This is a genomic window from Deltaproteobacteria bacterium, assembly GCA_016930875.1.
Taxonomy (GTDB): domain Bacteria; phylum Desulfobacterota; class Desulfobacteria; order Desulfobacterales.
This window is the reverse complement of sequence record JAFGFW010000129.1, coordinates 1-8,935: the sequence shown is the minus strand read 5'-3', so window position 1 is coordinate 8,935 and position 8,935 is coordinate 1. Positions and strand designations below refer to the sequence as shown.

Genomic DNA, 8,935 nt, shown 5'->3' with positions numbered 1-8,935 from the left:
TTTCTGAGTGTGGCATTGACTGAGGAAACAGCGATAAAGAGCATGGACATAAGGACCAAAGATAATAGGAAAACCTTTTGTTTCATTTGACAATAACTTCAAATGTAAGCGTTCACAGGTTTAGAGTTCAAATGTAAATTTATTTCTTCGCGTGCCCTTAGTGGTGATTCTCGGAAGGAGGAGGCTCCGTGGGCCTTACGTCCGTTATCGGAAAAATGGCCGGGAAACTGAAGTCGCAATAGTTCAAGTAATGACAAAGACATAAACGTTTAAGTCAAGCAGAGTTTATGTCGATAACAATAAGGCAATTCAATGCGATTCGCCTGCAATAACCGCTTAGGTTTTGAGGAAAATGGGTACGGATTTGGCGTCAAACTCGAAGACACTTCTTTATCTAAGACCAATTTGGAGGTCTGCCAACGATGATTTTTCCGAGACATGGAATCACTTGCTCGAGCTAAAGGAGGATTTCTGGGGTGGCAGGATTGAGACAGAAAGCGTGCACCCGGACAGGTCGGTTGTTCTCGTTTTTGATGAAGTCACAGCAGCCCTGACCATTGCCAACAATATCCGGGAGTTTGTCAGCAAAACCCTATCGCACGACAAGGAACCCGGAATTTCTCCGGTGCAAATGGTTATCGACTCAGGGCCATATCTCAAAGCAGACGAAATAGTCGTTGAGGACCTTGGGGTCAATTGGGAAGAAATTGATCCGGGTGAAATATACGTCTCGGCCTCTGCTCATACCCTAATGGAAAGCAACGAGATTCCTTCCCATGGCCTGCAATCCGGTTCGGATTCGCTCAATTCGCTTTACAAGCTCATCCCCCAGAACAATATGGGAACCGGCGCTCCACCTCTTTTTTCCTCCCATAATGGTCTTACTCAGGGCAAGAACCATCCTTGTTACTATTGCGGTGACAAGAAACACCTGGCGACAAACTGCCCATCGAAACACCTGCCACTCACAACCCATGCCCTGAATATGTTAGGATATCTTTCCTTTGACAGGATTAACAGGCTTTTTTCTGAATATGTAGCGGGAGGGAAACAAAGCATTGACCCAGACAAGGAGTCGCAAACCGATACCGACAGTTCACACAATTTGGCTTTTTGTGGATTCTACGATCTCAAGAGGGTCTTTCAACTCCGCTTTTTTAGAAATATCTGGAACAGCGCCGACCATAGCTGGGACGAAATCAGAAAAACGACTGTCAAGAAGAAGGAAAAGGGAGGTTTTATGTGGGTGGGCACGGATTGTCTGCGTGTTTCCAATCTGGCCCAGGCTGAAACCTTCTTAGAGACCTCTCTGGAAGAACACCCTGACGACTACAGGCCACACTGTGCCCTCGGGTTTCTTAATGTCGAGAAAAGTGATTTCCTTACAGCAAGGTACCATTTTGTCAAAGCGCTCGATTGTGCGGAGACAAAACCCCAGAAGATCTTTATCCTCCTGTTAATCGCTCGCCTTTATGATTTGGAGGACTATCCTTCAGAGGCTGCTGAAAACATTAGAGACATCCTAATCATCGATCCGCACTGTGTTGAAGCCATATATTACGACGTCATATTCAAACTGAGGGCAGGAAAGGAGTCTGAAGCCCTTAGCCAACTAGTCAAGCTCATTAATCAAGATAGGGAGTATTACATAAATGCCCTAATTGATCCAGACCTTGCGCCGTTTAGCGCAGTAGTCCATCCTGAACTCAAGGACATTTTTGACGGAGCAAAAGACGAGGCTTTGGGTATCTTCCATAAAGCGGAAAAGGAATATGACAAGCTGGAAAGAATTCTGGATGAAAAGGAAATCGTAGAAGCCGCGTCCCTGTGGTCAGATATCAAAGAACTGTCAGAGAAGGATGGTTACTTCGCTTATCTCGACATTGTTCACTACGGCAAATTTCTCATTAGTATGAGCCGTAGAAGCATAGAAGAAAAAAGAAATGAGATCTTTGAAGCCCTTCATGGATTGACTCGTCGTGTTGAGAAATACCTAGTCTTTGCCAGCAATTATCGTTATCGAAGTCTGATTAGCGGTCCTTACCAGAAGTTGGCCCGCGTTCAGACAAAGATAGCCCATACCCGGGACATGGCCAGATCTGACGTTCCTGAAGAATTCAGGCGGAGCCCTGATCGGCTTGGAGAACTAGGTGATGAATTGGATCAAATCCAATCGAAGTTGAAAAGGCTGGAGGCAGTCCAACTCGTCATTCTATTCTTAACCAGGTTTGTTAAGAAAAGTCTGGTTTTTCAAGCGGCCATTGTGTTTCTCGCAATAATTGTCTTTCCAGTCGCGGTCTACTACGCAAACTTCGTCCTGCCAAAATACAAGATATCTCCTGTTCAAAATATATGGTCTTATCAACTGGGAATCCTAATTGCCGGGGGGATATGCGCCGGGCTCTTGGCTCTTATCAGAACGATTAAAAGCCTGCACAAAGAACAGGGGCAGCTCTTGTGACACCCCGGCGCTTCTATGGGGTCTCACTTCAAGGACAATTCCTCCAAGTGCATTTTTTCAATGGGTACGTCAGTGATGGTATGAACAATTTTGAGAATCTTTTCTTTCAAGGCATCAAGGTCTTTCTGCTCAATCGATTTTGCCACCTCGGGAAGACTTCCAGATGCTGGCAGCTCTTGCTTAACCTTGGTCAACTTCCGTATCAAATCAGCCTTTTCTTGCTTATCCCCAAAGGGGATTGAGAGTTTGAATTCCACATGATGGTTGAACCCGATAGAAGATGAAACAACGTAGACTATTTTTCCGGTCGACGGGGTGTCGGCAGTCCCTTGTTTTAACAGGAGTTCGTGTATAGGTGAGTACAGCAGGAAGACTGAAGCCACAACCATGCCTGCTAACAAGGAGAGAATGAATACCTTGTCCTTAGCCAGAAGAATAAGGCCGTTGAAGATGGCCATTTTTTTTCTATCAGGCCCCTGGTCTTTGTCCTGGCTCTTTGACGAAGGAGGCGTTTCCGCGGAGCCTGCGGTCCCAGGAATCACCTCGAGTTCGTCAAGCTCCAGTTTTTCCTTGTCTAAGTCCTCTGCGTTCTTATCGTTATCTTCCATTGGAAATACCATATGAGGGCTGTGTTAAGATCTTTTCACAAATAAAATAATTTTACACACAAAATGGCAGTTTTTCCAACATTATATTACCACTGAAGTAGAAATTCGGGGCAGAGGACCATGTTTTCCATTTTAGTACAAAGACCCGGACCCAGATGACAGAAAACACACGTCGCAACAAACCCGATCTCTTTGATGCCAGAGAGACAATCCTGGCAAACAGAAGGGATTTCGTCACATATAACATCACCAGGTTACGTGAGGTCATACGGCATCTTTCACGCAAGAAGCTGGAACTGTTTCACACGATTCCACTTCTCCTCCACGTAAATTCCCCGGATTTGCCCGGTTATGTTGATCATCCCCAAACACCACATGGCATTTACGGGTTCTTTGATTCCGGCTTCTGGATGCTTGCCAAAAAGCGCCTCGGAATCGAAACAAAGAATATACGTTCATATATCTCAAAGAGTTTTCTCATAAAAGGGATTTATCTTATAGGAAGCACCGGAACAGTGGGCCAGACAGACATCTCTCCTTTTGACTATTGGATAGTCATCGACAGTGGGTCTGTAAGCGAGGCACAGCGGGGGCTTTTGAGCAGAAAGCTTGGCAGAATCGAAGAGTGGGCCAAACAAACTTACGACCAACTCGTCACCTTTTTTCTGCTGGATTTTGAACAGATAAGGCAAAGCGATTTCTGCGGAATTGACGAAGAAGGTTTAGGAGCTGCGCAAAGGAGTCTTTTGAAAGAAGAATTTTACCGCACATTTATCTTGATAGGCGGACAGATCCCATACTGGGCGGTCCTACCTGCGCGTCTGAAGGATGCTGAGTACAAGAGCTGGGTTGAAACTGCGTCGCTGCTGTCTGAGGACAATTCTTTGCCTGATGATTATGTGGACCTTGGCAATTTGACAGCCATCAAGAGTGAGAATTTTCCAGACGCCCTGCTTTGGCAGGTTTGGGACGCACAAAACGATCCTGTAAAGTCTTTGATCAAGGCATCGCTTACGACCCACCACTGCTTTTTTCAAGAAAAAGAAGGGCTGCTGTGTGACATCATAAAGGAGAGGTTCTTCGAAGGTCGACTGGATAGTTGTCATCTGGATCCCTACGTCTTTGTCTTTGAAAAGGCTCTTGCATTCTACGAAAGCATGGATGACGAAGACGGACTCGAATTGTTTAAGCAATGTATTTGTCTTCGCCTTGTTGGTTACCCGGTTCCCTCAGAACCGGACGAAAACAACCGGAAAGCCCAAGTATTAAGAGACTATGTTGACACGTGGTCATGGGCCGACGATCAGATGAGCCGTCTTGTGTCTTACGGCTTGTGGTCAGAAAAGGAAAAACTTCGGCTCGAAAAACGCATTATTGACAAGCTCTGGTTTTTGTACCAACTCGTTTCTAGTTCAATGGGAGAATCGAAGGCCATCAAGGGCGTGCCTATTGAGGACTTCAGACTGTTTGAGAGAAGAATCAGAAACCGCTTTGAGAAAAAACCAGGGAAGATCCCCCGCTGTTCGGCGTCTCTTCGTGTCCAGGGAGGCGGCAACGCTCTGTTCGTTGCCCATCAGCGTGAGAGTCCCGATGTCAGCTTCTGGGCAGTTTACAGCAGTTCTGTCAAGAGCGCTGCAGGCAAAGAAAACGCCCATTTTGTTGCCCCTGAACTGCTACGTATTTTGGGCTGGATCATCTTTAACGGGCTCTACGAGCACAAGACCTCTGCTGTAGCCCTTCAGTTTGTCCAAGGTCCCATTTCGCGCAAGCTAACCAGAGGAGTCCTTGACGAGCTTTTTTCCTTTTTCCCTGATCAAATACCGCCTCTTGATCATATGAGTTCTGATCCCCGGTGGCTAAGGGTATTTGTGGCCTTGGATACAAGCCGCTTTGCTGCTAGCGACACCTTGCGGTCAGTGGATTATTTGGCACAGAATACGTGGGGAGAAATGTTTTTCTATTCTCTTGACTTAACGCACATAGAGAGCAATCTTATGAAATGTCACGAGATTGCCAAACAGGTCTGGCGCTACGTTCAAACGGCCGGGCCAGGAGAGGCCTCGTACCGGATCTACGATCTTCGCACAGTTGAGGATGCCTCAACTACAAGATCGATTAATAGCTTCATAAAGTCCTTCCAAAAGACGGGCATTGGAGATCACAAGGCCCAAGAGCCAGAAAGAAAGGACGAACTGGAACCTGATGAAACGGAAAGGGCAGACAATGAACCCCTTCTTGATTTATTTTGAGAAATCTGATACCCATTTTATTCAACTTGGTCACAATACGATTTCATCAATGAGAAGTCTATGAAAGCAACATCTTTTCTCGTTGTCGATGACAATTCAGTAGCTCTTAAGGAGTTTACAGATACTCTCAAGTATCTGGGATATAAGGACGTTCATGCAACGAGCACGGCAAGTGAGGCGTGGGCCATGTTAAGGGTAAAGGAATTTGCCTGTGTTGTCTCGGCCTGGGAAATGCCTGAGATGTCGGGGCTTGCCCTTTTGAAAATCCTACGCAATGATGACAGATACGTTAACCTTCCCTTCTACCTTTCCGATTCTGCCTTTACCAAGGCCACAGTCATTGAAGCCGGCAAAGCAGGTGTGAGCGGGCTCATTGTGAAACCTTACGACACAGATACGCTCAAGGATAAGATTGCGGGCATCGTCCAAGCGGCAGGTTTGGGCGCTCCCAGCGAGGAAGAAGTCTCCCTTGAAGATGGGATGAAGTTGCTGGAAAGTGGAGATTACGAAGATGCCCTCAACGTATTTGAGAAGATGTTAAGTGAGGGCGAAAGCGCAGAAGTTTATTATAACATAGGGTACATCAAGACGGCCCAGGGACAATATCAGGAGGGCATTGAGGCATTCAGAAAGGCCACGCAGCTTGACCGCCTTTTTGCAAAGGCGTATGAGGCTATGGGGCGCGCTTATAAGGAGCTGGGACAGACCCAAAAGGCCGAGGAAGCCTTACATAAGGCTGCCGAGATCTATATGAAGAGCGAGAAAGATGAAAATGCGGAAGATATCCTAAACGAAATCTTGGAACTTCAGCCTGATACGGTAAACGTCTATAACAGCCTGGGCGTTTTGTATCGCAAAAGGGGGGATCCCGCCACCGCCCTTAAGCAGTATGAGAAGGCCCTGAAAATCCATCCCCATGAGTCTCATATCCATTACAATATTGGCCGTGTCCACATTGATATGAACCACGCGGACAAGGCCCAATCCTGCTTCAGACAGGCCCTGAAACTGGACCCGGACTTCAAAGAAGCCAAAGAAGCCTTGGATGCCATTGAACTGGGCGCGCTGTGACATCCAATTTAGTAAATCACGGACTTACGTTTTGCACCTTCAATCCACGCCACTATACGTCGTTTAACAAGCGGCGTTTTGCGAAGCGGCAAGGCCTGGTTGATACGGACAAGTCCAGGAAAAAGCTCATCCGGATCCTGCCTGGCCAACTCTTTCAGCGAACGGACGCCGGCCTTTTCAAGCAGGCGGGCATTTACTGATCCCATATGCAGCAAGCTTGCAAGTCCCAGACGCCGGCGTATGGCATCACGAAATGGCGGTCTGATCAGCCCTTTGGTCTCTTCCCAGTTTTTCAAAACCTCTTTGGGGTAGCGCCATCCCTTTTCGGCAAGGATGCTTGCATCGGTTGGACTGATATCTTCAAGGATGTGACAGAGTGATTCTGAGCGACTGTCGATTGTGTGATGTTCCATTTGAGAATAAGACCATTCACTCAAGAAAAGAGCAAAAGTAATCAAGACAAGATAGATCACCCTGTTGGCTGAAGCCGGTGACTTCTGATTTATTGCTTCTGGAATCCAGTGGCGGCCGCCACGCAGCAGATAGACTGCGTTTATCAGGACAAAACACTCCACGCAGAAGGGCGGAAAGCCCAGAAATCCCAAGTAGGGCATCTCGAACAATTTGCCTTCTGAAAAAAAAGGGACCGTGTAGACCCATTTTTCAAGGGACCAGAAATTACAGAGCTCCCAGTACCCACCGCAAAAAATCCCGGCAATCAACAGACGAACAAGGGTGGTCCATTCCCCGCTTTCAGCATCCTTAAGCAGAGAGTGTGCGCCCCATCTTGCACAGACAGGCTCGAGCAGGAAGATAAAAGCGCCCCACACAAAAGGAAAAAAGTAGACTGGATAGACCAAGGGCAGGATCAGCATCACAAGTCCGATCAATACACACCCCTTTCGTGCCCCCTTTTTGAGGACAAAGCGGGTTCTTACGTGCGAGGGGAGCTTCAATAGATAAAGAAGGCGGTACACTAAGAACATGCCGGGCAGGACCGTTGCAAAATCAAGATAGGCCTCGACATGAGACCATAGCCCTTCGGGCGGGACACCTGCAAAGTACCAGTCTTGAAGACGAAGATTCCAAATTTCAAAGAAAAACCAAAAGATGGCAGACCAGAAAAGAAGTGCAACGAATTCGCGGGGCCTTCCGAGAATGAGCCCCTCGTTCCAGCGCCACGACAGGAGACCGTCAAGAAAGAATATAAGGCCGTACCAGCAAAAAGGGTAGGTGCGGGCATAGAAAGGAAAGACATAATGAGCCGTGCCCCAGAAGGTCAGAATGACCATTGCCAGGCCCGAAATCATCATCAATTTGCTGATTACACGAGGGATCATTCCATGATAATAAACATTGTCTTGAATGGGTTCTATCATTAACCCACATTTATTTTACTCCAGAAACGGCAGTCCCTGCTTTTTCCTGTAGACAAGGGCCTGGCAGGATGCAATTAGTGTATGTTTTTCATCTGTTACCTTAATGTCATATGAGGCTGTGCGTGGGGTTACGTTCAATTCTTTAGCTTCTGCCCGCAGTCTTGCCCCTGGTGCGGGTGAATTCATATAGGTGATATTCATATTAAGAGCCACTGCTATGGTACCATGAGAATTGGCTGCTGTCTCAAAGGCTTCGTCAATGAGGCCGAAGATGGCGCCGCCGTGGGCCATTTTAAAGATGTTTTCCAAATCCTCTGTAAAGGTCATTTCCACAACGGAATATCCATCCTCGAGTTCGATCAAATCAAGATTCAGCTTTCTGGCAAAGGGCTCCTCCTTCACCTTGCGAAAAATCGCTCGTCTGACATTATCCTTCATAGGCTTTCTCCATCTGCAAACAGGCCAAATATTCCTGATTACCCTTGGGGCCGAGAATAGGGGAGGGGATGATTCCAACTTGAGAGAGGTTCATGTCATTAAATGCCCTGGAAAGGTCTTCTAGGACAGCTTCATGTAAGGACTTATCACGGACCACGCCGCCTTTTCCCACCAATCCTTTTCCCACCTCAAACTGGGGCTTGATCAAACAGATGATGCGGCCTGAACGCTTCACGAACTTTATGACCGCAGGAACCACGATCTTGAGCGAGATAAAGGAGACGTCGATACAAGCCAAGTCAACAGCCTCGGGGATCGCTCCAGGATCAAGGTACCGGATGTTTGTCCGTTCCAAGACCGTGACGCGGGGATCTGACCGCAGATTCCAATGCAGTTGGCCGTATCCCACATCAACCGCGGTAACATGTCTTGCGCCGCGCTGGAGGAGGCAATCCGTAAATCCCCCTGTAGAAGCGCCTACATCCAAGCACTCCAAGCCTCTGACATCGACCGAAAACCCACGCAAAGCCGCTTCCAGTTTAAGTCCGCCGCGGCTGACATAGGGGATATCCTTGCCCGTGACACGAAGAGACACATCATCGGGGACCAAGTGCCCTGCCTTTACCAGCCTTTCACCGTTGACCCAAACCTTGCCCGCAAGGACAAGTGAAAGAGCGCGCCGACGGCTTTGCGCAAGACCCCTTTTTACCAGGAGCACGTCCAGGCGTT

At 47.6% G+C, this 8,935-nt stretch carries 7 protein-coding genes; 3 read left to right on the top strand and 4 right to left on the bottom strand.

Annotated elements, in window-relative coordinates; all coding sequences use genetic code 11:
• Positions 1-352 precede the first annotated feature (352 nt).
• Positions 353-2,461 carry a hypothetical protein gene (locus JW883_11510; GenBank protein MBN1842893.1) on the top strand — a complete coding sequence of 703 codons (2,109 nt, stop codon included), beginning with the start codon at positions 353-355 and terminating at the stop codon, positions 2,459-2,461.
• 23 nt (positions 2,462-2,484) lie between these two features.
• Here JW883_11510 and JW883_11505 read toward each other — a convergent pair whose 3' ends face one another.
• A complete protein-coding gene (locus tag JW883_11505; protein MBN1842892.1) occupies positions 2,485-3,069 on the bottom strand; it encodes a hypothetical protein in 585 nt (194 codons plus the stop codon).
• A gap of 155 nt (positions 3,070-3,224) precedes the next feature.
• Here JW883_11505 and JW883_11500 point away from each other — a divergent pair, with 155 nt between their 5' ends.
• Together JW883_11500 and JW883_11495 are read left to right on the top strand one after the other, a co-directional pair.
• Positions 3,225-5,318 carry a class I adenylate cyclase gene (locus JW883_11500; GenBank protein MBN1842891.1) on the top strand — a complete coding sequence of 698 codons (2,094 nt, stop codon included), beginning with the start codon at positions 3,225-3,227 and terminating at the stop codon, positions 5,316-5,318.
• Positions 5,319-5,378: 60 nt separating this feature from the next.
• The gene (locus JW883_11495) at positions 5,379-6,389 is read left to right on the top strand and encodes a tetratricopeptide repeat protein (protein ID MBN1842890.1); all 1,011 of its coding nucleotides are present in this window, start codon (positions 5,379-5,381) and stop codon (positions 6,387-6,389) included.
• 8 nt (positions 6,390-6,397) lie between these two features.
• On the opposite strand, the gene JW883_11490 is transcribed toward JW883_11495, so the two are convergent.
• Genes JW883_11490 through JW883_11480 form a run of 3 tightly spaced genes read right to left on the bottom strand, consistent with a single transcriptional unit; the run spans position 6,398 to position 8,924 of the window.
• Positions 6,398-7,768 (bottom strand): DUF4332 domain-containing protein, encoded by a 1,371-nt coding sequence (locus JW883_11490; GenBank protein MBN1842889.1) that lies wholly within the window; start codon positions 7,766-7,768, stop codon positions 6,398-6,400.
• A 15-nt stretch (positions 7,769-7,783) separates the two neighbouring features.
• Positions 7,784-8,206, bottom strand: coding sequence for a PaaI family thioesterase (locus JW883_11485; protein ID MBN1842888.1), 423 nt, complete (start codon positions 8,204-8,206; stop codon positions 7,784-7,786).
• Positions 8,196-8,924 (bottom strand): TlyA family RNA methyltransferase, encoded by a 729-nt coding sequence (locus JW883_11480; protein MBN1842887.1) that lies wholly within the window; start codon positions 8,922-8,924, stop codon positions 8,196-8,198. Before JW883_11480 ends, JW883_11485 begins: the two co-directional genes overlap by 11 nt.
• Positions 8,925-8,935 lie beyond the last annotated feature (11 nt).

What these genes read in the sequence shown, in the direction of transcription:
- JW883_11495 (MBN1842890.1), top strand. Translation starts at nt 5,379, where the DNA reads ATGAAAGCAACATCTTTTCTCGTTGTCGATGACAATTCAGTAGCTCTT.
- JW883_11505 (MBN1842892.1), bottom strand. Translation starts at nt 3,069, where the DNA reads ATGGAAGATAACGATAAGAACGCAGAGGACTTAGACAAGGAAAAACTG.
- JW883_11485 (MBN1842888.1), bottom strand. Translation starts at nt 8,206, where the DNA reads ATGAAGGATAATGTCAGACGAGCGATTTTTCGCAAGGTGAAGGAGGAG.
- JW883_11510 (MBN1842893.1), top strand. Translation starts at nt 353, where the DNA reads ATGGGTACGGATTTGGCGTCAAACTCGAAGACACTTCTTTATCTAAGA.
- JW883_11490 (MBN1842889.1), bottom strand. Translation starts at nt 7,768, where the DNA reads ATGATAGAACCCATTCAAGACAATGTTTATTATCATGGAATGATCCCT.
- JW883_11500 (MBN1842891.1), top strand. Translation starts at nt 3,225, where the DNA reads ATGACAGAAAACACACGTCGCAACAAACCCGATCTCTTTGATGCCAGA.